The 26042-nt window shown below is 42.5% G+C and carries 21 protein-coding genes; 10 read left to right on the top strand and 11 right to left on the bottom strand.

What is annotated here, in order from left to right:
• The gene (locus SFC25_RS03510) at window positions 1-840 is read right to left on the bottom strand and encodes a DUF4037 domain-containing protein (protein ID WP_411213958.1); all 840 of its coding nucleotides are present in this window, start codon (window positions 838-840) and stop codon (window positions 1-3) included.
• Window positions 841-1057: 217 nt separating this feature from the next.
• On the opposite strand from SFC25_RS03510, the gene SFC25_RS03505 reads away from it, so the two are divergent.
• Complete coding sequence (locus tag SFC25_RS03505) at window positions 1058-2158, top strand: HD-GYP domain-containing protein (protein ID WP_411213957.1); 1101 nt, start codon at window positions 1058-1060, stop codon at window positions 2156-2158.
• Window positions 2159-2210: 52 nt separating this feature from the next.
• On the opposite strand, the gene brnQ is transcribed toward SFC25_RS03505, so the two are convergent.
• Entirely contained in the window at window positions 2211-3560 is a 1350-nt protein-coding gene (gene brnQ / locus SFC25_RS03500; protein WP_411213956.1) for a branched-chain amino acid transport system II carrier protein, read from the bottom strand.
• 199 nt (window positions 3561-3759) lie between these two features.
• On the opposite strand from brnQ, the gene SFC25_RS03495 reads away from it, so the two are divergent.
• A complete protein-coding gene (locus tag SFC25_RS03495) occupies window positions 3760-3909 on the top strand; it encodes a hypothetical protein (protein WP_411213955.1) in 150 nt (49 codons plus the stop codon).
• 36 nt (window positions 3910-3945) lie between these two features.
• On the opposite strand, the gene SFC25_RS03490 is transcribed toward SFC25_RS03495, so the two are convergent.
• Together SFC25_RS03490 and spoVB are read right to left on the bottom strand one after the other, a co-directional pair.
• Entirely contained in the window at window positions 3946-5166 is a 1221-nt protein-coding gene (locus SFC25_RS03490; protein WP_411213954.1) for a DHH family phosphoesterase, read from the bottom strand.
• Between the two features lie 65 nt (window positions 5167-5231).
• Window positions 5232-6758 carry a stage V sporulation protein B gene (gene spoVB / locus SFC25_RS03485; RefSeq protein WP_411213953.1) on the bottom strand — a complete coding sequence of 509 codons (1527 nt, stop codon included), beginning with the start codon at window positions 6756-6758 and terminating at the stop codon, window positions 5232-5234.
• A 422-nt stretch (window positions 6759-7180) separates the two neighbouring features.
• Here spoVB and SFC25_RS03480 point away from each other — a divergent pair, with 422 nt between their 5' ends.
• From SFC25_RS03480 to SFC25_RS03455, 6 genes are all read left to right on the top strand, one after another.
• A complete protein-coding gene (locus SFC25_RS03480; RefSeq protein ID WP_411213952.1) occupies window positions 7181-7885 on the top strand; it encodes a DUF5058 family protein in 705 nt (234 codons plus the stop codon).
• 15 nt (window positions 7886-7900) lie between these two features.
• Window positions 7901-8635 carry a small-conductance mechanosensitive channel gene (locus SFC25_RS03475; RefSeq protein ID WP_411213951.1) on the top strand — a complete coding sequence of 245 codons (735 nt, stop codon included), beginning with the start codon at window positions 7901-7903 and terminating at the stop codon, window positions 8633-8635.
• Window positions 8628-10046 (top strand): amidohydrolase, encoded by a 1419-nt coding sequence (locus SFC25_RS03470; protein ID WP_411213950.1) that lies wholly within the window; start codon window positions 8628-8630, stop codon window positions 10044-10046. Before SFC25_RS03475 ends, SFC25_RS03470 begins: the two co-directional genes overlap by 8 nt.
• Before the next feature lie 269 nt (window positions 10047-10315).
• The gene (gene abc-f / locus SFC25_RS03465) at window positions 10316-11950 is read left to right on the top strand and encodes a ribosomal protection-like ABC-F family protein (protein WP_411213949.1); all 1635 of its coding nucleotides are present in this window, start codon (window positions 10316-10318) and stop codon (window positions 11948-11950) included.
• 808 nt (window positions 11951-12758) lie between these two features.
• Window positions 12759-14678, top strand: a complete 1920-nt coding sequence (locus SFC25_RS03460) for a glycoside hydrolase family 3 protein (RefSeq protein ID WP_411213948.1) — start codon at window positions 12759-12761, stop codon at window positions 14676-14678.
• A gap of 48 nt (window positions 14679-14726) precedes the next feature.
• Window positions 14727-15944, top strand: a complete 1218-nt coding sequence (locus SFC25_RS03455; RefSeq protein WP_411214203.1) for an exo-beta-N-acetylmuramidase NamZ family protein — start codon at window positions 14727-14729, stop codon at window positions 15942-15944.
• Window positions 15945-16583: 639 nt separating this feature from the next.
• On the opposite strand, the gene SFC25_RS03450 is transcribed toward SFC25_RS03455, so the two are convergent.
• The 4 genes from SFC25_RS03450 to SFC25_RS03435 all read right to left on the bottom strand — a co-directional run bounded on the left by SFC25_RS03450 (window position 16584) and on the right by SFC25_RS03435 (window position 21707).
• Window positions 16584-17555: an NAD(P)H-quinone oxidoreductase gene (locus SFC25_RS03450; RefSeq protein WP_411213947.1), complete on the bottom strand. Its 972-nt coding sequence runs from the start codon at window positions 17553-17555 to the stop codon at window positions 16584-16586.
• Between the two features lie 201 nt (window positions 17556-17756).
• Entirely contained in the window at window positions 17757-18911 is a 1155-nt protein-coding gene (locus tag SFC25_RS03445; protein WP_411213946.1) for a glycosyltransferase family 4 protein, read from the bottom strand.
• A 9-nt stretch (window positions 18912-18920) separates the two neighbouring features.
• On the bottom strand, window positions 18921-20069 hold the full coding sequence (locus tag SFC25_RS03440; protein ID WP_411213945.1) for an NAD-dependent epimerase/dehydratase family protein: 1149 nt from the start codon (window positions 20067-20069) through the stop codon (window positions 18921-18923).
• A 120-nt stretch (window positions 20070-20189) separates the two neighbouring features.
• Complete coding sequence (locus SFC25_RS03435; RefSeq protein WP_411213944.1) at window positions 20190-21707, bottom strand: FAD-dependent oxidoreductase; 1518 nt, start codon at window positions 21705-21707, stop codon at window positions 20190-20192.
• 114 nt (window positions 21708-21821) lie between these two features.
• Between SFC25_RS03435 and SFC25_RS03430 the strand changes: the two genes are divergently transcribed.
• Complete coding sequence (locus tag SFC25_RS03430) at window positions 21822-22094, top strand: acylphosphatase (RefSeq protein ID WP_411213943.1); 273 nt, start codon at window positions 21822-21824, stop codon at window positions 22092-22094.
• A gap of 35 nt (window positions 22095-22129) precedes the next feature.
• Here SFC25_RS03430 and SFC25_RS03425 read toward each other — a convergent pair whose 3' ends face one another.
• On the bottom strand, window positions 22130-23641 hold the full coding sequence (locus tag SFC25_RS03425; RefSeq protein ID WP_411213942.1) for an FAD-dependent oxidoreductase: 1512 nt from the start codon (window positions 23639-23641) through the stop codon (window positions 22130-22132).
• A gap of 87 nt (window positions 23642-23728) precedes the next feature.
• Window positions 23729-23968 carry a ferredoxin family protein gene (locus SFC25_RS03420; protein WP_093728423.1) on the bottom strand — a complete coding sequence of 80 codons (240 nt, stop codon included), beginning with the start codon at window positions 23966-23968 and terminating at the stop codon, window positions 23729-23731.
• Between the two features lie 232 nt (window positions 23969-24200).
• On the opposite strand from SFC25_RS03420, the gene SFC25_RS03415 reads away from it, so the two are divergent.
• Window positions 24201-25388 carry a M14 family metallopeptidase gene (locus SFC25_RS03415; RefSeq protein ID WP_411213941.1) on the top strand — a complete coding sequence of 396 codons (1188 nt, stop codon included), beginning with the start codon at window positions 24201-24203 and terminating at the stop codon, window positions 25386-25388.
• Here the strand turns inward: SFC25_RS03415 and SFC25_RS03410 are convergent.
• Complete coding sequence (locus SFC25_RS03410; RefSeq protein ID WP_411213940.1) at window positions 25385-25945, bottom strand: histidine phosphatase family protein; 561 nt, start codon at window positions 25943-25945, stop codon at window positions 25385-25387. The genes SFC25_RS03415 and SFC25_RS03410 overlap by 4 nt on opposite strands.
• Between the last annotated feature and the right edge of the window lie 97 nt (window positions 25946-26042).

Genomic DNA, 26042 nt, shown 5'->3' with positions numbered 1-26042 from the left:
TTATATTTCATGATTAAAAGGTCTTAGGTACAGTGATTTCTCCGATATTGCAGATACATCTATTTGAGGCAGTGTTTGTTGAATGAGTTCATAGATATGTTTAATGATTTCATCTAACTCTTTAACAGCAGTTTCTGGTGCTTGTAGAAAAATAGATTCGAAACGATCAGCTGCATCTTTCGGAATGATATCCATGCTTTCAAGCGTTTGTCTTTGCCATTTAAGAGAGGGATGATGTATGAATTGCCGATTTAATCCGAACAGTAAATGCATTAATTTTTTCTGGACTTCTGCCATAGTTTGATAAAGCATCAGCCAGTCTCTGCGATGAAGCAATGCCTCCCGGTTATTCCATTTAGCACCCATATACAAGTTTTCACTTACCATGGCTATTCCCAATTCCACAGGATAACGCCTTACTTTATCTTTCAGCATTTCCATTACAGCATCATCACTCAGTGAGATACCGTTGTGAATTGCCGCTAACAGACACTGTTTCACCGGACTTGTATCAAATGAGAGCATGACCTCGTCTATCACCTTATTTATTGTTGTGGTCAGAAAATTACTGATTTCAAATTTTACTCCCTGACTGATATATGTCTCTGACCATTCTCCGTCTTCGTAAGGAAAGAAATCTATAATTTCTCCGTTAAGTAATACAATGGGATTTTTCCTTTCCTCTTCAGTTGGAGCTTCCTTCCATAAGACAAATATTTCAATGTCAGAATAGGCATCATGCCAATTCCGAGAAACAGACCCACCGACAAAAACGGTATCAATATTTGTATTCATTTTATATATGTTTGCAATGTCTTTTGCTTTATCAAGAAGATTCACATCAATTTCCCCCCTGATACAAATATAACAAAGGTCTAGAAGTGAACGTGATTTTTCATGCGGTTATGGGTTAGGCAACGATTTATAGCTGCTAAAAAGCAGGGTGACTGGAAAACAGCTTCTAATTTTCTTTATGTTAGCTTATACTTAAAAACAAGGAATATCAGGAAGAACGTACCATGACAGAAGTAGGATTTCAGGGAAATGAGGAAGCGTTTTGACAACTATTACGAAGCTCGAGTCAAAGGTGAAAGAATTATCAAAACTGCTAGAAGCCCTGAAGGAATTGAATGCCGCAATTGATCTGCAAGATATTTTCCAGGGAATCCTCGATCAAATGGTAATGATCGCGGAAGCAAAAGAGGCAACATTATGGATGCTTGAAAAAGAAAAACAACAGATAGTAGCAAAAGCGTCCTGCGGGGTTTCAGCGGAACTACTGCCTATGCCTGCTCTTTCAGATGGAGGAGGTATCGTTGGAAAAGTAATAGAGACCGGAGAGGCAGAATTGATTAACAATGCGGATAGCTCTGCTGTATCCATCCTTATAGTACCGCTTAAAGCAAAAGGACAAATTTTAGGTGCTATTCAACTTATGGATAAAGAGAATGGAGGTCACTTCGATAATAGAGACAGAGAGCTTGCTGTCATATTAGCGGAGCAATCAGCCTTAGCCCTGCATAACAGTCAAATGTATGATGAACTGTACAAAATGTTTGTCAGTATGATTCGAATGCTTGCGGAAGCGCTTGATGCTCGTGACCCGCTGACAAAGGGGCATTCAGAGAGAGTTGCCCGTTACGCTTGGCTGATCGGAAAAAGAATGAAGCTTGATGCCCAAGTATGCTTTGAACTATATCAGGCAGCGATTTTGCACGATATCGGAAAAATCGGGATCGAAGACCGCATTTTACGAAAAACGACTGGATTAACCGAAAGCGAATATGAGCTTATGAAAACGCATACTGAAATTGGTGCCCGTATTCTTTCTGCTATTCAACCGAACCGCATCTTCCAGAAGTCGATTGATACAGCATTGCTTCATCATGAAAGGATGGATGGCAGCGGGTATCCCAAGCAGCTGAAAGGTGATGAAATACCCTTATTCGCCCGCATCGTCGGCGTAGCAGATGCATTTGATGCAATGACAACAGTACGTACATATAGTGAAGGCATGTCTGTCCGGGAAGCCTCAGCAGAATTGATTCGCTGCAAAGGCTCCCTCTTTGATTCGGAAATCGTCGATATCTTTATTGAAATTCTTGAAAATTGCTCTTATGATCTCCAATCATTTCCTGATACAGATGCTGTGTCATAACCAATTAAAAAACGCCCGGAATAAATACCGGGCGTTTTTCGCTGTCTATAATTTATCTTGCATCTGCTTTTCTAATTTCATTCTGGCTTGGTTTTGTGACTAGATAAAGCACATACCCGATAACCGCTCCAGCAATCGCTGGCAACAACCAGCCAAGACCTAAACTGTACATTGGCAAGTTATTTGTTAAGAATTCTTGTACACCAGGGATTGGAATCCCTGCTGCGTTCAAGCCTTCCATCAAGCTGACGACAAAGGTGAAAAGCAGACTAGTCAAGTAAACAGCTCTGCTTCCAGCAAATGCATCATGCAGGAAAGTCAGGAAGATCAAGACAATTGCAAGCGGGTAAATGATAGTCAATACTGGTACGCTGAAGGTGATGATGTTTGTCAAACCGGCATTTGCAACGACTGTACTGAATAGAGAAAGTACTATAGCAATAACAGAATAAGAAACCTTGGGAAGAAGGCGGTTGAAGTAACTGCTGCAAGCTGTAACCAAACCGATACTAGTCGTCAAGCAAGCACCCAGTACAATCAATCCAAGCAAAACATTCCCCAGTCTACCATAGTACACTTCAGAAACTCCCGCTAGTACTGCACCGCCATTATCCAGCAATCCAATTCCAGCTACACTGGTTGCACCAAGATAGGAAATGGAAGTGTAAATCAAAGCAAGAAGTGCTGCGGCAATCAAACCGGCTTTCCATGTGAATCCGAGAATTGACTTGCGATCGGTGACTCCGATATTTTTCACGGAGTTGATGACGATTATTCCAAATACGAATGCTGCCAACGTATCCATTGTCAAGTAACCTTCCTGGAAGCCTTTGAAGAAAGCGTTGCTGCTGTATGCTTCCGTTGGTTCCTGAGGACTGCCTATCGGGTTGACAAGTACTGTAATGATCAATACCGCTATTGTAATAAGCAAAGCAGGTGTCAAATATTTACCGACTATATCGACAATCTTGGCTGGTTTCAAAGAGAAGAAACAAGTTATTCCAAAGAATAAGATCGAATATATAATCAAAGGCCATGCTCCGGGATCGCCAGTTAAGAAAGGCTGAATGCCAATTTCATAAGAAACAGTTCCTGTACGCGGCAATGCAAAAAGAGGACCGATAGATAAATACAGAACGATAGGGAACACATAGCCGAACACAGGATGAACCCGGCTCGCTAAATCCTGCAAATCATTTTTACCGGAAAATCCAAAAGCCAGTATACCGAGCAGCGGCAAGCCCACACCGGTAACGATAAATCCCAGATTAGCGGTCAAGACGTTTGTTCCGGAACTCTGACCGAGCAAAGCAGGGAAGATTAAATTGCCTGCTCCAAAAAATAATGCAAATAACATGAATCCTGTTACGATGACATAAGAAAACGGTATTGATTTTTTCACAGTGTTTACCTCCAAGATGAAAAGCGATTTCTAATTAATCAGAAAATTCAATAGATTAAATAGTGAGAATATTTGAGCCTTGTTAGAGATTCTACCATAGTTCTTTTGTGACAACAACAATAAATAATATTACATAAGATGTATATTTTCTGCTGCATTCGGCATATATAAGTAAAAAAGCCATTTGGAGGCAGAGATCGTGCATTTTACAGAAATGGATATATTCTACGCAGAACTAAAAAGACTGGAAGATGAGTATAAAAGATGTCCTGAACCGGAAATCCGCAGTTTGATCCATGATGATATCCTTTTGATAGAACAAGCGATTGCCAGTTCGGAGAGAGTATAAAAAAAGCGGAAAACACTAAGGTGCTTTCCGCTTTTTTCAGCTTTCTTGATTTCTTTGAAACGGCTGGTCGATAATCAAATCCTGTTTCTTCACACGCTCACTTAAGTATTTCACATAGCGGTGATCTGTAACAAGGAAAGCTAGCTCTTCCCGTTTCAGATGCTTCTCAGCTTCTTCGAAGGAATCGAATCCGATTTCAGCAGGCTGCTGATTTTTCATAATATAATATTTGCGGTTTTGCTGTACGATGAGGAACTTGTCATTCTGTTCATTGACATACAGCGTCCCAAGGTCGTTCTCAGGAACGTTGAATCTGTTATCTGTTGCATCTGGACGCAATGTCTGCAGGTCGAAAGCATCCTTCACGAACAATTCAAATGCTTCATCAGTCAATGAAGCCCCGGATGCTTTCTGATGGCCGCCTCCGCCGTAGTTGCCTGCAATAGCAGATACATCAACATCATCGTGGATAGTCCGGAGACTCAAACGTTTTGTGCCCATCATGACCATTATGATTAGATCAAGATGCGGGAACGTCTTACCTAAGTCATTACCCAGTTCAGAAAGGTAAGATTCGGCATGGACGACGCCGGCCAAATAGGTATCGATCTTAATCGGTACAACTTGTTTTCTTTTCTTGCGGATATAACGAGCTGTTTGAGCATCTTGTACTTGAAGCAATTTTTCCTCCAAGTCACTGAAGACAAAAGTATCATTATGCTGCAGCCGTTCAATCATTTCATCAGCAAATTCTTCGATGCTTTGCAGGAAAAGAAGTGCGTTCAGCTGTTTGGCAGCCTCATTATTGCGCTTTTCCCATTCCCATGTATCGTATTGGCGGACAAGCTCGACAAATTCGCTTACCGCTTTCGTTTTTTCTAAGTATCCTTCTTTGACAAGGACGTCATACAACATACTTGTTGCAGAAGTAAGTGTTCCATCTTCTTCCTTTGTCGCAATCCAGGCCCAATCATGGGCATTCAAGTGTTCGCTTGTTTTGTGATGATCCACCAGGCGTGCTTTGCCGCCAGTTTGGATGAAATCACTGATAGCAGCTTCATTTTCTTCATTTACAGCCAAATCTGTCACCCATAGTTCTTTCTCATGCTGTGTTTCATCGGCTAGGAATTTCTTTACTTCTTCATTCAGACTGCTGATGGAGTTATAGCGGATGTCAACATCCTCTCCAAAAGCAAGTGTGGCCAAGATACCGCAGCCAACACCGTCCAGGTCATTATGTGTCAATAGTTTATACAATGTCTTCACCTCAATTACTAGTATAAGTATAACCCAGCGGAATTATCGGCTTCAAGCATGATTCTTTACAGCTCTTGCTTGAACAGTCGGAATCGGTGGAGAAGGAGCAAATAAAAGCTCGCAGAAATGAGCAGTACACTGCTAAGCAGCACATAGCCATTTGAAATGTACGAATCCAGCGTCATATATAAGAATATCGCACATGATGCCATACAAGTGATGGCAATAAGCAGTTTATAAAATCTTGCAAAGCTGAAAGGGAAACGAACAGCTTGATAAAGACTCGCAAAATGAAGTACTGTCCCGAGCACCTCTCCTAAGTTCAGACCGAGGATGACACCATTTACTCCCATACTCGGCTGAGAAGCAACGAAATAGATCATAAGCAAACTGACAAGCGCTGCAATGAGATTGTTATAGAGGACAACACTGCTTTTTCCGATACCAATCAGAACTGCCTGCAGCGGTATCTGTAAATAGCTGAGCATAAAACAGAAAATCATTTTCTGGATAAGCAGCCCCGCTTCCTCGGAGTGATAAAACAAACCTGTCAATTCGGTGGCGAAAAAGTAAAGAAACAGTGCCCACGGAATACAGATCATCATTGTAACGTTGATTACTTGGTTTATATTGCTGTACATCTGCTGGAATTGACGACGTGCATATAAGTCACTGATGGAAGGGAGCAGATTCGTCGATAAGGAATGTGTGATAAACGTTGGTACGAACACAAGCGGCATGACATAACCCATTAAGAGCCCATATGTTTCGGTAGCTGTCTCGGCAGTAAGCCCTGCTGTAAGAAAACTATGTGTGATAATTATCGGCAGCAGGACACCAGCAAAGCTATTGACCAAATGACTGCCGGTATTCGGCAATGCGACACGGATCAAGTCCCGTGTATGCTGCTTCCCGTCGCGGATGAGGTCTCGGATAATATGCAAAAAACGCCATTTGAATTCTTTTTGCCTGTTGAATGCTACGATCAATACACCTAAAGAGATTGCTTCACCAATGACCATGCTGATTACTGCGCCTGCAGCGGCAACTCCCAGCCCGTAAGGAAGCAGATATTGCACAAGCATATATGTGACGACCAACTGTACACTTTGCTCGAGAATGGAAGCGAAAGCCCCGGGAGACATATACTGCTTTCCATGAAAATAGCCTTTCAAGATAGAAGAAATGGCGACAATCGGTATGATCGGGATAATTGCTGTAAATGTGTATAGTGCACGCTCATCAGCAAATAAAAGACCCGGAACATAGTGGACCAGTCCGAGCAGCAGCATGGATGTGATAACACCCAGCGTCCCGGTTATCAAAAACGAAAGGGAGAGGACGTGCCGCAGTCTTGTCCGATTGTTTGTCGCATTATTCTCTGCCACCAGGTTGGCTACCGCCACCTCCAATCCAAATCCGGTGATGGCAATCAGCAGACCGGTGATCGGCATAGCCATCATTGCCAGACCGATTCCTTCTGGCCCCAGCAGCCGTGACAAAACGATTCCGTTTATGAATCCGATCAGCTTGCTGTAGCAAGCAGCAACCGCAAGGATGATCGTACCTTTCAATAATGATTGTTTTCCCACATTTGTCACCTCAACTTGTCCATAGTTTAGATGTATGTGAAGAATATGCTGTTTATGTCATAGAAGAGTAAGCGGTCACCCAATGAATTAAGTTATCAAAAGGTATGTACCTATTAATCGATCTTTTTTCCATTAGAGCTAATAATCCAGACGAATTACAGTCTAGATCTATAATGCTCTTTTTTTATTGCCCTGTATGAACTGAAATAACTTCAATAGTCGTTGCCCTCAGCATCTGCATTGCTTGTTACTTATCGAGTGGCTCTTGATAAAGAAACTGACAAGTGATAGGTAGGATTCCGTATTGATTTTTCTGCATCCTTACTCAGATAGGCCTGTTTTTCATAAAGGTTTTGACAGTGGAGATCTGCACAATTAACATAATAGTCAGAATTATTAATTATATTTAAGGAGGCGAAAAATTGCAGATATCCGAAATCATGAACAGCAGTGTTTTATGGGTGTTCTGTCTGCTAGTCGTATCTATCGTTATTTTTCAAGGAGCCGTTTTCATGCGATCAGCATTCCAGGTAAAAGCGAGTGTGGGTATGACGGATCGAGAAGCCCGAAGTGCGATGAAGACAGGTGCTATTGCTGCCATTGGTCCTGCCTTGGGCAATATCATCATTGCTGTCTCATTGATGACATTGATCGGAAATCCGCTTACGATGATGCGAAGTGCGATCATCGGGTCCTCCGCTACAGAGTCACTTGGTGCCCAGATGGCTTCAACAGCCTACGGCACAGAGCTAGGATCAGCAAACTTTGGTCCTGAGGCTTTCACAACCATCGCTTGGACATTGTGTATCGGCGGTACAGGCTGGTTAATCGTCACGTTTTTCTTTACAAAGTCGCTAGGGTCATTTCAAAAGAAAATAACAGCACGTAAGAATGGCACGAAAAAGATGGTTATTATCTCGACTGCAGCCATGCTAGGAGCATTCGGCTACTTTGCAGCAAATGAAGCAGTAAAAAGCAGCGGCCACACCTTAGTCATCCTTACAAGCATTCTGATAACGATCGGCACGCTACTCTTAGCCAATAAACTTCAAAGAAACTGGCTGAAAGAATGGGCTTTAGGCTTTGCTATCATTGGCGGTCTGACTGTCGGCTACTTTATCGGATAAAGGGAGGGAAAGAAGATGGCTAAAACAGCGGAACAGGTAGCAGTACAAGAACAGCTGATTGAAACACAACAAAAATCATTTGATGCTTTTCATGTGAATGCCCATTTCTGGGGAAGGCTTACGATTGGCTGTGTGATCGTCTTATCGGCAGCGCTGCCGCTTTATCTATCATTCGTCGAAGGATATCACCCTGGATGGCAGACCATATTCGCAGCCTTTCTCGCGTATATCGCCCTTGTTGGATTTGCTTGGGTAGTAGAGCCGGTCAGTTATTACGCAACACTCGGAGTCTCTGGAACGTACCTCAGTTTCCTTACAGGAAACATCGCTAACATGTGTCTGCCGTCTGCGGCTGCGGCTCAGCAAGTAATTGGAGCAGAGCCAGGTACCAGGAAAGGAGAGGTAGCAGCTACTCTTGCTATAGCGGCAGCCAGCTTTATGAATATCGCTGTGCTCATTCCTGTCATCTTAGGAGGATCTTATATCCTTTCCGTCATCCCGGAATCCGTTCAGGCCGCATTTGCCTATATCATTCCTGCTATCTTTGGAGGCATGATTGCTCAATTGGCTATAAGAAAACCGTTTTTCGGTGTGATCGGTATCGTTTTCGGGATCCTGATGACACAGCTCCCAATCCCTGTCTTCTTTAAAGGCTTGGTCTGTATGTTCCTGACAGTCATTATCTGTGTACTTTTGGAAAATAAGCAAGCATCTAAATCTAACAATAAAGGAGAGATAGTCCATGAGTAAAAAAGAGCTGGTACGTAATCTGGAGGAGTTGGAGCATGTCACAGGGAGTTTAGCACTTGATATATGGCAGCATCCTCAAATTGCTTATGAAGAGACTTATGCGAGTACAGCACAGAAGGATGTGCTGGCAGACGCAGGTTTCCGCATTACAGACAGTATCGGTGGTATGAAAACTGCTTTCTATGCAGAATACGGGAGCGGGCATCCAATAATCGGTATACTGGGTGAATTTGATGCATTGCCTGGGTTGTCCCAATCGAGCAAGCCTTACAAAGATCCAGTCAGTGAGAATGGACCAGGTCATGCGTGCGGCCATCATCTGCTCGGAACAGCTGGTGTAGAGGCCGTGCTAGGGCTCAAGCAGCTTATTGATGAAGGCAAGGTGCATGGGACGATCCGCTATTATGGCTGTCCAGCGGAAGAGGTACTGTCTGGCAAGACATTCATGGCAAGAGAAGGTGTGTTCGACGACTTGGATTGCTGTCTCACCTGGCACCCTGGAACGAGTAACGTTGTCCAAAATTACAGCACGCAGGCAATGGTCTCCATCAAATTCCGTTTCCACGGTATTCCGGCACATGCAGCAGGTGCACCGCATGCCGGACGCAGTGCACTTGATGCGGTTGAAATCATGAATATTGGCGCCAATTATCTGCGGGAGCATTTAGTGGATGGTACAAGAATCCACTATAGCATCACTAATGGAGGGCAAGCACCAAATATTGTTCCGGATGAAGCCGAAGTATGGTATTACCTGCGAGGAGCAAATAGGAATCAAGTAGAGGATATGCTGAGCCGGATGCATGATATTGCAAAAGGTGCTGCTTTGATCACAGGCACGTCAACGTCGCATGAACTTTTGGCGAATTGCTATCATATGCTGACTAATGACACATTGGATACATTGAATTATCGCAACATGGAGGATTATCCGATGGAAAGCTTTACCTCGGATGAAGTTGCTTATGCCGCTATTCTCCGTAAGTCGATGGATCCAAAGCTAGTTGAGGAATCCCGCCGAAAGCTTCAGCTGGACTCGAATGATATACTGCCAACAAAGAATTTCTATGACATGACAATGAAAGGTACAACGATGCCTGGCTCGACAGATGTAGCCGATGTGAGCTGGATTACACCGCTTGCCAGTATCGGTACAACATGCGGTCCGATTGGCACTCAAGTACATGCTTGGCAAGCCACGGCAGTATTCGGCACTAGCATTGGACTAAAGGGCATGCATTACGCTGCACGGATCATGGCTTTGACTGCATATGATCTTCTGACGGAACCGGCACTCGTTGAGCAAGCAAAAGCAGAATTCGCTGAAGCTATTGCCGACAAGCCTTATCAAGCAGGTCTGGATGAGACAGTAATAGCCCCGGGAACTGAACGAAAAGAGCAATTGATCTGAGTGTAATTGACTTCCGTTTTACTTTTGATATACTGTAACCAATAAACACGAGAGGATGATGGGTGACCAATGATTAACTAATCCTAATTTTTCACGAATTGAAAAGCGATTTTCAAGCGTATAAAATAGGATTAGTCTGCCCATTTTTCAAATCGAACTGAACGTATACTTCTCGTACAGATGTATGTGTCTTTCTGGTATGGCTAATCCTTCCAATTTCTATTGGGAGGATTTTTTCTGTCCTCCTATCTTTAAAGGAGCGGTTATTTATGAAAGAATTAATCAAATTACAGCAGGTCAGCTACTTATATGGAGAACGTCTTATTTTGCAGGAGGCAAATGCAATCGTCCACCAAGGTGACGTGATTGGCATAACCGGAAGAAACGGCGCTGGTAAAAGTACATTATTGCAGCTTATAGCTGGCAAGAAGCAAGTGGCGAAAGGGGCAATATGGTTAGCGGATACGCTTGAAGTAGATGTGGTAGAACAAGAAAAAGAAAATTATGCATCACAGCCAGATCTGCCTGAAGCGGTGATTTTACGGGGCAAATGGAAAGTTCCGTCTGTTCCTTATCGTAATATGAGCGGCGGTGAGAAATTGAAAGCCAGGCTTGCGAACGGATTTACAAGTAAGGCAGACGTCTTGCTCCTTGATGAACCAACTAACCACCTGGATGAAGACAGTGTGAACCTGCTTATTGAGGAGATCAAAAAGACAAACAAAACGATGCTGATTGTTTCGCATGACCGCTATCTGCTAGATCAAGTGGCGACAAAGATATGGTCGGCAGAAGAACAGATTCTTCATACTTTTGAAGGAAATTACACTGCCTATACTAATTATAGACAAAAAGAAAAAGCGGCTCAGCAACACGCCTATGAAAAGCAGCAGAAACGCATAAAACAAGTAGAAGACCAAATAGCCTCGCTGCAGAATTGGAGCGCCAAAGCTCATGTCCAATCCACTAAACAGGAAGGCGCCAAGGAGTATTATCGTAAAAAAGCAAAACGGATGGATAAAGCGGTAAAATCTAAAAAAAAGCGACTAGAAAACGAACTGGCAAAAGAGACAGTCGAATCAATCGGACCCGAGCGAGGCATATCCATTGAACTGAAATCTGATCGTAAAAGAGGAAAACGATTTTTAGAATGCAAAAACGTAACGAAGCATTATGAAAGTAAGGTACTCTTTCGTGATGCCAATTTTACAATCAAGCATGGAGAGAAAGTCGGCTTGCAAGGTCCGAACGGGTGCGGAAAGACAACCTTCTTCCGAATGATAACGGATAATGAACCGTATACAGGAGAGATATGGGTATCACCAACAGCAAACATCGGCTATCTTTCACAGGATGTCTATGATCTGCCCTTGGATAAGACACCAGCGGAAATCTTTCACCAGGAATCATTTGCGGAGAGGGGAAAGGTACAAACGCTGCTGCTTCACCTAGGTTTTGAGACAGAAAGCTGGACACTTCCGATAGCAGAAATGAGTATGGGAGAACGTGTGAAACTAAAGCTGATGCAGCACATACTGGCAGATAAGGATGTCCTTTTGCTTGATGAACCAACAAACCATATGGACCTTCCGTCACGTGAACAGTTGGAACAAACACTCGCAGCTTACAGCGGAACGCTGCTTGTTATCTCTCATGACCGCTATTTCAGAGAGAAAGTTACAGATGCGCAATTAATCATTCAGGAAGGCATGATGAGGAAGAATCTGGGTAAGGCAAAAGCGAAATCAGACACAGAGGCGGATATCATACTCATACAGCTGGAAAATGAACGGCAGGAAGTATTAGGGAAGCTGAGTATGCTGACACCTGACGATACGGCGTACAAGGATTTGGATGAGCGTTTTAATCAACTGACAAAAAGAATTAGACAACTGAAGAATTAGAGAAAAGTAAGAAAGAGCTGTGTATTCAAATAATAGCTCTTTCTTTAATTGGGAGTGTTTATGTATGTAAACATTCAGTCCTATATAAAAGGTAATAGGCAAGTTTTCCTGAATTTGAAAGAAGCTCTAATATTGAACCATCTTATAAAGGAGTATGTTAAACTTGGGACAAAAATAGAAATGGAGGTCATCATATAACAGGAAATACTACCTCTTAGCTTTAGTCTTTCTTTTGCTGCCCGCTCAGAGTTTTCGAAATATTGATTATATTTGAAGCTTCCCACTTTATTAAAGCACCTAGTTTTAGAAAAGATCGTTCGTTGTTGAAGTATAAGTGCTTCAAAAATGTCCAACAGAAATTACCCCGCTTTTGCAAGTACACCAGCATCACTGTTAACTAATTGCAAGGTTGATAGCCAATGCAAATCTGATCGATGTCTCATTCGCTGCCTCTTATTCCTACAAAACAAAGAAATCCTTTATGTACTCAATCTTGTAAAAGAGAGTGGTGATATAAAAATTCAGGCTTACTCGTTGTATCGATCACTCCTCTTAACCTGTTATCCTTGTACAGCCACTTTTTCTCTTTTAGGCACAGCATTAAATAATAGATATTTTATTAATAATCCAACCATCATTGACCCGGAATAAGACTTGGGATGTGTCCTGACTAAGAATAAAAAAACATTCAACATCAATGAATCCTGCTAACTGCAATCCCTTTTACGCTATAGGAAACTACCGGAGTGTAGTGATAGCTACTATTTACAAAGCTCTACTATCAAATAATTCATAAGGGGATGGGAATATGTTTAAAAAGAAATGGGCGGCAGCCGCTTTAGCTGCAGCACTTTCAGTTACAGCTTTAGTTGGTATCAAACCAACAAATGTGAAGGCTGAAACAGATGTGAAGGCAATTGTTGATGGAATGTCGGTCGAACAAAAAGTGGGTCAAATGCTTATGCCGGACTTTCGAAACTGGCAAGAGCAAGGGGAAAGCAAAGCAACGGGTTTTACAGAGATGAACGATGAAGTGGGAAGCATCATTCAGAAATATCATTTAGGGGGCGTTATCCTATTTGCCGAAAACGTCGTGGGTACGGAACAAACAGTCCGTTTGATAGATGGCTTACAAAATGCAAGCCCGGAACTACCGCTTTTTATCACCATTGATCAGGAAGGCGGAATCGTGACACGTCTGCAAACGGGAACGAACCTGCCAGGCAACATGGCGTTAGGTGCAACACGAAGTGAGAAATATGCCTATCAAACTGGAAAAATCATTGGGGAAGAATTATCGTCTCTTGGTGTAAATGTAAATTTCGGCCCGTCATTGGATGTAAACAACAATCCTGATAATCCTGTAATCGGTGTCCGTTCATACAGCTCTAATCCAGAGCTTGTCTCAAAGTTAGGCATTGAGACTATACAAGGACTGCAACGCCAGAATGTTGCTGCAACGGCAAAGCACTTTCCAGGACACGGCGATACCGCTACTGACAGTCATTACGGTTTGCCGCTTGTTACACATGACAAAGATAGATTACATGCTGTAGAACTTCTGCCTTTTCAGAATGCAATTGATGAAGGTGTAGACATGATCATGACAGCGCATGTTCAATTTCCTGCTTTTGATGATACAACGTATATCAGTAAAAAAGACGGTCAGGAGATTTTGGTTCCAGCCACACTCTCTAAAAAAGTTTTGACAGGATTGCTACGTGAGGAGATGGGGTTCGAAGGTGTCATCGTCACAGATGCCCTTAATATGAAAGCGATTTCAGATAACTTTGGCCAGGAAGAAGCCGTAGTATTAGCTTTAAAATCAGGTGTAGATATTGCGTTAATGCCTGCACAAGTAAACTCTTTGGATATGGAAAAGAATTTGGCTTCCGTTTATAACGCAGTACTAGAAGCAATCGAATCCGGAGAACTCCCAATGGAGCAAGTAAATGCCTCGGTTGAGAGAATTCTAAAATTAAAAGAAAAACGCGGTATTTTGGATCCTGCCAAAGCACCAATTGAAGAAAAAGTAGCTAACTCGTTAAAAGTAGTAGGCAATAAAGAGCATTTGAAGCAAGAAAAGAACATGGCGGAGGATGCTGTTACGCTTTTGAAAAACGAAGACAAGACACTCCCTTTTAAACCGAAAAAGGGTGACAATATTCTTGTGCTCGCTCCATTTGATGATCAAGTAGAAGCGATGACAAGAAGCATAAACGAATTAAAAGGCAGGAAGAAAGATGTTGAAGTTACTGGCTATGCTTTCTCGGAAAAGTCCTTCAATGAAGAGGTGGCAGCCATGATTGATGAAGCGGACTATGTTATTACCGGTTCCTATGTTGTGAAAAATGACCCAGCTGTAAACGATGGCGTCATTGATGATAGTATCCAGGATTCAAGCAAATGGGCAACAGCTTTTCCGAGAGCGGTCATGAAAGATGCTGAAGAAAAAAATAAAAAGTTTGTGTTAATGAGTCTGCGCAATCCTTATGATGTTGCAAATTTTGAAGAAGCAAAAGCTGTGCTTGCGGTCTATGGTTTTAAGGGCTATTCAAATGGAGCATATAGACAGCCGAACATTCCGGCCGGTATTAAAACGATTTTTGGTGAATCCAAGCCAAAAGGTAAATTACCAGTAGATATTCCATCTGTCAATCAACCGGATGAAATTCTTTATCCATATGGTTATGGACTCGATATTCGTTCAGGGAAGCTGCTTAAATAATCCGAATAAAGGGGAGGAGTTCCATTGAAAAGAGTATTGTTGATGGTAATGATTCTGCTGCTGGCTTTAAGTGCTTTTCCTGCGGAAAAAGAGGTTGCTGCCCATAAGAGGAAGAAAGATAGTAAAGTATCGCTTGGTGTTGAGGTCCTTTTAGATGATCAGAAAGAACTTTTAAAAGACAGAAAAGTTGGCTTAATTACCAATCCGACCGGTATTGACTCAAAAATGAACAGCATTGTTGATTTGCTGCACGAGGATTCGGATATTGAACTGACAGCTTTATTCGGTCCTGAGCATGGTGTACGCGGTGATGCTCAGGCAGGGGAATATGTTGAATCTTATATTGACGAAAAAACAGGACTACCTGTATACAGCCTCTACGGACAAACAAGAAAACCAACACCTGAAATGCTCAAAAACGTAGAAGTGCTTGTGTTTGATATTCAGGACGTCGGCACACGGTACTACACATACATCTACACGATGGCTTATGCCATGGAAGCAGCAAAAGAAAACAACATTCCAATTGTCGTGCTTGACCGCCCGAATCCTCTAGGCGGACTTTCAGTTGATGGTCCTGTGCTTGAGCCTGAATTCTCTTCCTTTGTAGGAATGTATCCAATTCCAACAAAGCATGGAATGACGGTTGGAGAGCTTGCTAGTTTCTTCAACGAAGAATTTAATATTGGAGCAGATTTGAAAGTCGTCAAAATGAAAGGATGGAGGCGGTCGATGGATTTCGATGAAACTGGACTTCCATTTGTCCTGCCGTCACCAAATATGCCGACAGTTTCAACAACGTTTGTTTATCCTGCAACTGGTCTGATTGAAGGAACAAACCTGTCAGAAGGGCGGGGAACAACCAAGCCATTTGAACTGATTGGTGCACCTTTCATCAACAGCACGGATCTTGCTGCAGAATTGAACGCACTTAGTCTGCCAGGCGTGAAATTCAGGGCGGCATCCTTTACACCGACATTTTCTAAACATGCTGGAAAACTCAGCCATGGTGTTGAAATTTATGTAACAGACCGTGATGAATTCGATGCGGTAACTACAGGACTTTACATCATTAAAACAATTCACGATATGTATCCAGACGATTTCGAATTTCTTTCAAACAACTTCTTTGATAAATTGATTGGAAACGATTGGGTCAGAACAATGATTATTGAAGGAGCATCCGTTACAGAAATCACGAAAAAATATCAGAAAGATCTATATGAATTTAAGAAGGTCCGAAAAGAGTACTTAATTTATAAGTAATTGTTTTAAAAGGGTGAAATCATTGAGATTCACCCTTTTTTTAGTATGGCGAAATACGTGTTTCCACTCGATCTTGAGGAATGCAATTGAAGCTGATGTCTGCAAGGAATATTAACAATAGGGAAGCGATCAAAGTTCACATCAACAACAGCGCAAATGTTTTTAGTGCATATTCAGGATACATATCAAATTAGCAACTGATTCATAATGTACACAGGATCAATTTGTTACAGCATTACCAGTAATTTGCATTTCGTAGAAATAGCTAATGACGGATTGAAATTTTAAAGAATCTTTATGATATTGGCTAAAGTGTATATAGATAGTCAATTAATTATGAAGTGATTTCAGATGCGCAATTATAATGCTTCAAATAGCTCAGGAATAGCATAGCGCAACTGAACTCATAGCAGCATGACTGTAGCATATAGCATTTTGTAAGATGAACGAGAAGAGGTACGAATATAGTTTAATAATATACATCTGATTATTTTATTTTCCTAGTTTACATAATATATATTATCGGAAGTAACTTTAAAACGCTGTTTCATATCTCAAAATCTAAGTATTCTTAAGATAGTGAGACAATATCAAAAAAACAGACTGCGCGAACAATCTTGCTGCACAATCTGTTTAAAATTAATCTGCCACGTGTAATACAATTTTTCCTGTATTCTTATTGCTTTCCATATATTCATGAGAATTTGCAACTTGTGCTAACGGAAATACTTTATCTACAATCGGTTTAATTGCACGTGATTCAAATAATGGCAATACATTATCAATCAGATCAGCTGTCAGTCTGGCTTTATAATCAACGCTTCTTGTGCTTAATAATGTTCCTTTTACATGTAAGCGTTTTGCAAGCAACGGCATTATTGTTGCATTTTCCAGCTCCGTACCGCCCAGGAATCCAATTAGGATCAATCTGCCGTCAGTTTTAAGCGTTTTGATATTCTGTTCCCAATAAGTTGCTCCAATGAAATCAAGAATGATATCAGCGCCTGTATCAGCTAATTTATCAGCAAAATCTTCATTTTTATAGTTTATTGTAATATCAGCACCAAGCTCTTTACAGAAATCAAGTTTCTCCTGAGATCCAGCTGTAACTGCTACAGTTGCACCGGCTTGTTTTGCTAATTGTATAGCAGCTGTTCCAACACCGCTTGCACCGGCATGAATCAAGACAGTTTCACCCTGTTTAAGCTCTCCAAGCCAATGCAGCGTCTGATAAGCAGTCAGGAAGACTTCTGGGACCGCTGCTGCCTCTTCATAGCTTAGATGATCTGGAATAGGCATTGCGAGCTTACTGTTCAATACAGCGTATTCTGCATAGCCGCCAGATGGTATCAGTCCAAAGATTCGGTCTCCCTTTTCCCAGCCGTATGCTTCCTCTCCCGCTTCTTCTACGACCCCAGCTATTTCCAATCCTAGAATCGGATCAAAATCACTTGACGGGTAGTTTCCTTTGCGTTTTTCTATATCGGCACGGTTAATGGCTGAAGCCTTTACAGCCACAAGAATTTCGTCCCGTTTTATAGTTGGTTTAGCGGTTTCTTCCAGTTTTAACTGCTCTGGTCCTCCGAAACCTTGTAATGTGATTGCTTTCATGTTAAGACTCCCTTTCTGCCTTTATTTTCACCCTTTACGGAAAAAAAGTAAATAAATCAGCACTATCCAGAATGGTATGGCTAACAAGATGCCAATTAGCAATCCTTTGAAGAATTTCATGCTGCTGCACCTCATTTCGTGTGCTTTTTCTTATTGTTAACCATATGTCAAAAAGCTTAAACATGCAAAAACCCGGCTCCGTTATCTGGAGCTCGGGTTTTGCACTGCTTGATATACGGGAGATCTTGCATGGATAGTCTCTAAATAGTAATCGAATAATTCACTGGAAGCATTCGTCCAGGAATGCTTTTCAGCTTCTATTCGTACATTTTGTTTCATTTTAGCTGCTAATTCCTGATCATCAAGTTTACCTACTGCTTTACTCATGCTGGATACAACTTCATTTTCAAAAAGGAATCCAGTCTTGCCTTCCTCGATTTGTTCCAATGTTGGTCCGCTTTTAGCAGCAATGACAGGAATGCCGGAAGCCATTGCTTCCAGTATGACTAATCCTAGTGTCTCCGTAATAGACGGGAAAACAAATGCATCAGCAGAAGCGAACGCCTGTGATAGCTCTTCTCCGTGAAGAAAGCCAGTAAACAGTGTATTAGTTCCTGCAAATATCTTCTCCAGTTCTTTACGTGCAGGACCATCTCCTATAATTGCTAATGCTAAGTCATCCCGCTCATCCAGCAATGGACGTATCTTATGGATTTCCTTCTCAATTGCCAGCCTGCCAACAAAAATGAGCAGTTTTTTACGACGATCACCTTGCAAGAGCCGCTCACGCATAGTGTCTGAGTAAAATTTCGGATGCCGCTTCTCTATATCGACACCTCTTCGCAATACATGCATCCGCTCAAATCCATGCTCGTCAAGTTCCTGCTTAATAGCAGCAGAAGTACAAAGATTGATGTCAGCCGTATTATGAAGCCTGCGGAAGTGCCACCAGAATAATGGCTTTAAAGGTTTATAAAGCTTGTAATAATCAAGGTATTTCGGAACATGCGTATGATAGGATGCCAAAAGAGGCAGACCTTTTTTATGCGCGTAATGTATTCCTGCTACTCCGACCAATGCAGGGTTCGCCACATGCACGAGATCCGGCTGGTGCTTCTCCAGTAAGGTTTTAATGCGTTTTGTCGGTAAGGAGAATTTCTTGGAACGGTAAAATGGCATTGTAACCGTTCCAACCCCTTCCACTAGCGCACCTTCGTATTCTGTTACACCTAGATCCGGAGCGATAACGACGACCTCATGTTTCTGGCTGCGCAGGAACTTGATCGCTTCGGTGAGCCGGGTGACGACACCGTCAGTGGAGGGCAGAAATGTCTCGGTGATAATAACGATTTTCAATGTAAACTCCTATTTCCACGTAACCGTAGGAAGCACATTTTCTTTGATGACGCGATCTTTATGTTCGATAGCAGTCTCCAAAATCTCGCGAAGTACATCATCTGTTAGCAGGTTAGGCTCGAGACCAAGATCACGAAGCTTCGTATTCACTGCATTATAATAATGGTCTTCTGCTTCCACTCTCGGATTCTCGATAGATTTGATCTGGGGATCAAGACCTTTCACCCGGCTCACTTTCTGCACCTTCTCAGCAAGCTCTTTCACAGAGAAACTTTCCGTGAATTGGTTGAATACCCGGAATTCCCCTGCATCTGCTGGGTTCTCTGCTGCAATTTCCACACAGCGGATGGTATCCGTGATATTCAAGAAGCCGCGTGTCTGCCCGCCGCTGCCATAAACAGTAATGTCGTGGCCAGTAGCCGACTGGATGAGGAATCTATTCAATGCAGTACCGAAGACACCATCATAGTCGAAACGGTTTGCCAGAACTGGATCCAGTTTCGTTTCTTCTGTATGAAGACCATATACGACACCTTGATTCAAATCTGTTGCACGAATACCCCAGATTCTGCAAGCAAGCATGATGTTATGGCTGTCATGAACTTTGGATAAGTGATAGAAAGATCCCGGCTGTTTCGGGAACGGCAGTTTATCCTTTCTGCCTTTATGTTCAATTTCGATATAGCCTTCTTCGATATCGATATTAGGGGTACCGTATTCACCCATCGTACCAAGTTTAATCAGGTGACAAGATGGAGCGAATTCTTTGATTGCATAAAGTACATTCAAGTTTCCGATCACATTATTCTGCTGCGTATATACGGCATGCTCACGATCGATCATGCTATACGGAGCTGAGCGTTGTTCCGCAAAGTGAACGAATGCGTCAGGCTGCGTTTGACGGAATACTTCCGCTAGAAAATCATAATGATTCAAGTCGCCTATGTATGTCTTGATTTCCTTGCCGGTCTTCTCTTTCCATTTCGCTACCCGCTCTTCCAAGGAATAAATTGGTGTTACGGAATTGGATCGTAATTCTTCATCATACTTACGTCTTACTAAGTTATCGACGATTGCTACTTCATGACCTTGCTTGGACAAATAAAGGGCTGTCGGCCATCCGCAGAAACCATCTCCACCAGCTACAACAATTTTCATGACTCATCCTCCTGTGACATCAACATTTCTTGGTACGTTCGTTAACAATTATATGCTAACGATGCTGCAATGAAAAACAATATGGTGTTAAGGAAGATTTGAGAATGTGTAAATAAGCTGTTAACTGTTCAGCCCGCGATCCAATTTTTTCAGCGGCTTTTTCGCTGGGCCTTCGAGTACTTCACCTGTTCCAGAAAAACGTGAACCATGACAAGGACAATCCCAGCTTGATTCCGCACTATTCCAATTGACTTCACACTTCATATGGGTACAAGTTGTATCGACTTGGTGAATTTCTCCGTTTTCGTCCTTATAGACGCCAAGCAAAAGGCCGTTAAACCGCACTTTGGTCGCTTCGCCCCGCTTCAAATTCGGGACATATTCATAGGGCTGTTCCAGTTTACCAATTACAAATTCCTTCGCTACTTCCATAACATTCTTAGTTACACTACCCAAATCAGGGTCCGCCTGAAACCTCGATGGCTGATAAATATTTTTGTAGCGGCTGTTTCCTGCCGTAATAAGTGAACTGATTTCAAGACCTGCAACGATACTGCTAGTCATGCCCCATTTACGATATCCAGTAGCAACAAAGATATTATCGCTGCCTTTGCTGATATGACCGATATAAGGGAGATTATCCAATGTCACGATATCCTGGGCAGACCACATATAGACAGGAGTCTCTGTATCCAGATAAGCGGCAAAGTCCGCGAGTTTCTTATAATATGTTTCCTCAGGATGACCTTCTCCTGTACGATGGGATTCCCCGCCTATGAGAAGCAAGGTGCCATGTTCTTCTGTTTCAATACTGCGTACGGATCTGGAAGGCGTATCCGCATTGATATACATACCACCAGGATAAGGCGTTTTTGGCTTGGCAGCTACTACGTATGATCTATCCTGATACAATCTGGCAAAGTAGAATCCTTTCCCGTCGTAGAACGGAAAATGAGAAGCGACGACTACCTTCTTACAATTTATCTTCAATCCGCTCTTTGTAACAACAACAGGTTCCTGTCCCTCTTCGATAGTATCAACTGGTGTATCTGTATATACCTTACCTCCATTATCAAGAAATACCTGAAGTAAACCGTTTAGGAATTCCAGCGGATGATATTGATACTGTTCTTTCATGATTAATGCCTTTTCTACATCAAAGCCAAGCGGAATCGAGTCAGTCAGTTCTCCTTGTATGCCAAGCTTCTGGTATGCGTCATGTTCCTTCTCCAGCTTATTGACGTTTTGTTTATCCTTTGTGTAGATATAAGCGTCCTGTTCTGCCAGATGGCAGTCGATACTGTGCGCAGAAGTCGTCTCTTTCACAAATCTGATAGCATCCATGCACGCTTCATAATGTGTTTTAGCTGTATCCTTATTAAAATGCCGGATATATTCATCGTAGATTAGCCCATGCTGCGCTGTCAGCTTTGCTGTCGTATAGCCTGTAGTTCCGCTATAAAGGCTGTCAGCTTCCAGAATGGTCACTTGCCGACCTTCTTTTGCAAGCATATAGCCTGTGACAACACCTGTAATACCTCCGCCAACAATGACTATTTCACTTTCTGTATCGTAACGAAGTGATTCGAACTGCGGAATCTTCGTTTTCTCCCGCCAATAGCTTTTATTATGTGTCATGCTTACCCTCCATCTGTAGTAATAGCACCATTTTTGCCAAAGAAATGATGTGTTAATCAGACGTTTTTTGTATACGCTATCAGGGAAGACGTTTTGCAAGGAGGCGGTATAGGTATGAAATGCGTACAGATGGTAGTTGGCGGTAAGGTCCAAGGTGTTGGTTTCCGGCTTGCTGCTGCAGAAATCGCCCGAAATCTTGAATTGGTAGGTTTTGTCCGGAACGAAGCAGATGGTACTGTTCGAGTGGATGCTGAAGGAGATCCAGAAAAAGTAGAACAATTCATTCAGCAAATCCGTAAAGGTCCAAATAATTTTGTGAAAGTGAAACAAGTAGACTTGAAATACTTAGAAAAGCAGCAAGGCTTCAGACGTTTTGAAGTAAGGTAAATGGAAAAACGCCCGGCATATAGCCGAGCGTTTTTTTAATCTACCTTTTTCAAGTCCTTTACCGCCGGTCCTTCTATAACTTCCCCGCTTGCTCTGAAGCGCGAGCCATGGCAAGGGCAATCCCAGGTTGTTTCTGCATTGTTCCAATGTACCTCACATCCCATATGGGTACATGTAGTGTCTACTTTATGGACAATACCATCATTATCTTTATAGATACCAACAAGCTTGCCGTTTTGTCGTATTTTTCCTGCTTCACCACGATCCAGCTCTTCGATGGTCTTTTCTGTTTTCTCGAGTTTTCCGGATACGAGCTCTTTACTCACTTCTACCATATTTTTGGCTAACGTACCAATGCCTTTGATTCCATCCTGCCTTGCCGGATCGTAAATATCGTTATACATACTTTTGCCATTTTCAATCAAAGAAGTGATTTCCTTCGCTGCGGTGATCCCTCCGGACATACCCCATTTACGGAATGCGGTGGCAACATAAAGATTTTGAGTGCGTTTCGTTATACGGCCGATATAGAAAAGACTATCCAGACTCATGAAATCCTCTGCGGACCAGTTATAATCAAATTCACCTATATCAAATTCTGATCTGCCCCAATTGCGGAGATTGCTATAATGTTCTTTCATATTATTTCCTTTACCGGTCCGATGTCCATCGCCTCCGATCAGCCACAATGTATCCCCGTTCTTATCCTTTGCACTTCGGACGGATCTTGATGGACTGTCGATAGAGATGTACATGCCACCGGGATAGGTGTGCGGACTTTTACCTGCAACGATGTAAGATCTTGCAATATCCAAACGTGCAAAGTATGCTCCTTTGAAATCATAAAATGGGAAGTGAGTAGCAATTACCACGTGCTTGGCTGTTACGCTTCCGCCATCCTTTAATTTGACAATAGCAGGTTCACCTTCTTCGATCGTTTCTGCCCGAGTATCCTCGTAAATACGTCCGCCATGTGAACTGATGTACGCTGCCATCGCTTGAAGGAAAAGAAGCGGATGGAATTGTGCCTGATTATCCATCCTTACCGCTTTTTTTGCGGAAACGGGCAGCGCTATTTCGTCTTCCAAAGCACCTGGTATGCCGAGCTTCTCATATGCTTTCCATTCCTTCTCTATTTGGCGGATATTTTTTTCATCGTCAGTGAAAACGTAGGCAGGTTCCATGCTCAGTTGAAAATCTGCTTGCAGATCATTTTCTGTTTCCCTGACAAAGTCGATTGTTTCCATTGCTGCGTCATAATGGATCTTGGCTGTTTCTTCGCCGAATTTGCTGATCAGCTGATCATATATCAAATCATGCTGGGCTGTCAGTTTGGCGGTTGTATAACCAGTTGTGCCATGGCCAAGTTTCAATGCCTCAATCAAAGTTACTTTAAAGCCTTTCTTTGTAAGCAAGTATGCGGTCGTAATACCTGCGATACCTCCGCCGACTACACAAACCTCTGTTTCTGTATCCTCTTGCAGTTTCTCGTAATTCGGAAAATTGCTTGTCTCGATCCAATAAGATTCATGTTTGCCAGTCGACATATAGCGACAACTCCTTTTTTGTTACACTTATCCTATTTGAGGAAAAGATAAACAAAAAAATCCACTGCCTCTGGGCAGTGGATTTGATTAGTTCTCCTGGAAGAACTTGCGGTTGATTTCGATATACTTCGTTTCTTCCGCTGGAACCTCATCTTCCATGAAGATCGCTTCAACTGGGCATACCGCTTCACATGCACCACAATCGATGCAGATGTCAGGATCGATATAGAACATATCTTTACCTTCCGCGATACAGTCAACCGGGCAAACTTCCATACATTCGCCGGCTTTTTCCGCTTCACATGGGGAAGTAATGACAAAAGCCATGTGTACAGCCTCCTCTACTACTATGAATGAACCGGTCATTTGACACGGTTTTTATCCAGGTATACTGCGACTTCGCAAAATACAACGAACTATATGTATTTATACCCTATCGATTCAAATTATAACAACAATATTCGATAATAACAACGGGCGTACTCAATAATTGACAGCTTGTCTGTTCTGCCTAAATACTTCATACTTGACATAGACTGTAGCAAAGGAGGCGATCCAGATGGAAATAACACTGCAGGAAAGCTGTCAATTAAGCACGGTGGCAACACTGTTCCACCTTCCGACGTATGTCCTGTTTGCTGCAAATCCGTTTCTTTCCACGCATGTTAAAGCACAGCAAGCTATTCAGGTTCCGGGCTATACTGCCAAGTCTGTTATCCTCGATGAGGAGATGACAGATGCTGCATTAGCTTCCGCTTATAAGCTCCCGCTTCGGCTAGTGCATTTATTGTATAACACATCTTTTTTCCCTGCAGGCGCTGAGCTCGCACTCCCACAGCGAGTGACCCATTCTGTAACTAGCTTCCGTCAGCACTATGATTATGCCACTTGTCTGCAAGATATAGGAGCTCTATATCAGCTTTTTCCTTTTTTACGTATGCGTACTGTGTATAAAACAGTACTAGGAAAACCAGTTACGGAGCTTCAAATTGGCAAAGGAAAGAAAAAGATTCATGTGAATGCAAGTTTCCATGGCAATGAATGGATCACTTCTTTGGCTCTTATGCGATTTGTAAATGAATACTTGCTTGCTGTCACACATGATAAAAAGCTATTCGGTTACCCTGCAAGCAAGTTATATCGGGATATAACGCTTTCCATTGTCCCGATGGTTAATCCGGACGGTGTTGATCTTGTTATTCACGGAAGCAAGGCTGCGTATGACTACGAAGAACTTGTCCATTTCCTGAACGAAGGTTCTCCTGACTTTAAAGGGTGGAAGGCAAATATCACAGGTGTGGACTTAAATAAGCAATATCCTGCCAAGTGGGAATATGAGCAGCTTAGGAAACCGAAACTGCCTGGACCTCGGGACTTTCCCGGTCTTAGTCCTTTGACAGAACCGGAATCAATTGGTATGTATGACCTCGTGGGAACAGAAGATTTTCATTCAGTCGTAGCACTGCATACGCAAGGAGAGGAAATTTACTGGAGCTTTGAAGAGAAAGAGCCACCTTTTGCAGAAGAGCTAGTTATTCAAATGGAGTATCTCAGCGGTTACAAAGCTGTTAAGGAACTGGATAATTATGCAGGCTTCAAGGATTGGTTCATAGGATTCTATCAGCGGCCAGGCTTTACGATTGAACTGGGCAAAGGACAAAATCCCTTGCCCCTGGAACAAGTTGATACAATTTATAATAAGCTGTGCACCATTTTAATGGTCGTTCTCACAAGTGATAGCATCTAAGCATTCCAGATACGTTCCACCATATAACTGCCGCCGGTGCGCTGTACGAGAAAGACATCTGGATTTGAAAAGCCTTTCCAATGGGAAAATCCGATATCGGTCTGGAATTCCTTCATGAGGATAGCCAGGAGATTGCCATGGGTGACCAAAGCCACTGTTTCCAGGTTCTTTTCTGCTTCCAATTCATCGAGCAGCGTACGCACCCTGATTCTTGCATCATTTGATGATTCACCGCCGGGTAAACGCAGATCAAAGTCAGCAAACGATTCTTCCAATACTTCCAGCCAATCATCAACTGGTTCTTCACTTAGAATCCGCTCTTGCAGGCGCCTGTCTAGCTCTATTGGTATATCAGCTGCATCAGCGAATGGTTTAATTGTCTCGACGGCCCGAAAGAAGGGGCTGGAGATGATACGCTGGATCGGAAAGTCCAGCCTTTTCAGAAAAGCAGCAAGCAATCGGGCTTCATTAATTCCTTCATACGTCAGCGGCGAGTCTTTATGCTGTCCTTGTGCATTGCAATGTCGAACAAGAATAATCCTTTTCACAAGCCCCATCTCCTTCTAGCTATGCTTAGCTTTATTATCGGTTAACCATCGGACAATTACAAGCATAGGAAATACCAGCCACCAAAAAAGGCTAACCTCTACTAGG

The organism is Terribacillus saccharophilus (assembly GCF_046592595.1).
GTDB lineage: Bacteria > Bacillota > Bacilli > Bacillales > Amphibacillaceae > Terribacillus > Terribacillus saccharophilus_C.
Note: the sequence above shows the minus strand (reverse complement) of the source record. Positions and strands in the feature narration are given on the sequence as shown.

Excerpts from the sequence above, each read along its gene's own strand:
- SFC25_RS03470 (WP_411213950.1), top strand. The coding sequence starts at position 8,628 with ATGAGTAAAAAAGAGCTGGTACGTAATCTGGAGGAGTTGGAGCATGTC.
- SFC25_RS03410 (WP_411213940.1), bottom strand. The coding sequence starts at position 25,945 with ATGGGGCTTGTGAAAAGGATTATTCTTGTTCGACATTGCAATGCACAA.
- SFC25_RS03430 (WP_411213943.1), top strand. The coding sequence starts at position 21,822 with ATGAAATGCGTACAGATGGTAGTTGGCGGTAAGGTCCAAGGTGTTGGT.
- SFC25_RS03475 (WP_411213951.1), top strand. The coding sequence starts at position 7,901 with ATGGCTAAAACAGCGGAACAGGTAGCAGTACAAGAACAGCTGATTGAA.
- SFC25_RS03450 (WP_411213947.1), bottom strand. The coding sequence starts at position 17,555 with ATGAAAGCAATCACATTACAAGGTTTCGGAGGACCAGAGCAGTTAAAA.
- SFC25_RS03420 (WP_093728423.1), bottom strand. The coding sequence starts at position 23,968 with ATGGCTTTTGTCATTACTTCCCCATGTGAAGCGGAAAAAGCCGGCGAA.
- abc-f (WP_411213949.1), top strand. The coding sequence starts at position 10,316 with ATGAAAGAATTAATCAAATTACAGCAGGTCAGCTACTTATATGGAGAA.
- SFC25_RS03440 (WP_411213945.1), bottom strand. The coding sequence starts at position 20,069 with ATGAAAATTGTTGTAGCTGGTGGAGATGGTTTCTGCGGATGGCCGACA.
- SFC25_RS03455 (WP_411214203.1), top strand. The coding sequence starts at position 14,727 with ATGATTCTGCTGCTGGCTTTAAGTGCTTTTCCTGCGGAAAAAGAGGTT.
- SFC25_RS03435 (WP_411213944.1), bottom strand. The coding sequence starts at position 21,707 with ATGACACATAATAAAAGCTATTGGCGGGAGAAAACGAAGATTCCGCAG.
- SFC25_RS03460 (WP_411213948.1), top strand. The coding sequence starts at position 12,759 with ATGTTTAAAAAGAAATGGGCGGCAGCCGCTTTAGCTGCAGCACTTTCA.
- SFC25_RS03415 (WP_411213941.1), top strand. The coding sequence starts at position 24,201 with ATGGAAATAACACTGCAGGAAAGCTGTCAATTAAGCACGGTGGCAACA.
- SFC25_RS03425 (WP_411213942.1), bottom strand. The coding sequence starts at position 23,641 with ATGTCGACTGGCAAACATGAATCTTATTGGATCGAGACAAGCAATTTT.